1 protein-coding gene is annotated in these 609 nt (G+C 53.2%); it reads right to left on the bottom strand.

What is annotated here, in order from left to right; translation table 11 throughout:
- On the bottom strand, positions 1–609 hold a 609-nt coding region (locus CKO50_RS23250; RefSeq protein ID WP_141240185.1), incomplete at both ends, for an AMP-binding protein.

Below are 609 nucleotides of genomic sequence, written 5' to 3' on the forward strand. Positions count from 1 at the left end.
CGATACTTGTCACCTAACTGGCGGGTTAAGGCGTGAAGATAGTAAAGCACATTGTGCTGCGTGAGCATTACGCCTTTTGGTTGTCCGGTTGTCCCTGAGGTGTAGATGATATAAGCCAAGTTAGCCAACGCGGTTGGACGCACTAAGTTCTCGTGCTCCACCGCCAGCGCATGGGTGTTTACGCCGAGCGCCTTCACGCCGAGCGCCGCCATTTTTCCAAGCACAGGCTCAAGTGAAGGCAAGTGGCTTTCCTGCGTTAGCACTAAGTCGGTGTTGGTGTCAGTTAAAATAAACTCAACCCGAGCTTCTGGGTGATCTGGTGAAACAGGCACATAGGCACCACCGGCTTTGAGCACGGCCAAAATAGCAATAAGCATCTCGCTACTGCGAGAAAAGTAGAGGGCGATAGGGGTATCGGCAGGCAATAGGCCAGCTTGCGCTTTGGGGTGCTGAGCAATGATTTGCTGTGCAAGAGCATTGGCTTTACCATTCACTTCGGCATAAGACAGCGCTTCACCACTGCTGGTTAACAAGGCGGTCTGCTCAGGGGTGTTAGCGGCGTGCTGCTCTACTAAGCTGGCCAGATCTTTGTCGGTGGCAAACGACTCG

Origin of the sequence: Pseudoalteromonas sp. HM-SA03 (assembly GCF_002289345.1) — a bacterium.
Lineage (GTDB): Bacteria > Pseudomonadota > Gammaproteobacteria > Enterobacterales > Alteromonadaceae > Pseudoalteromonas.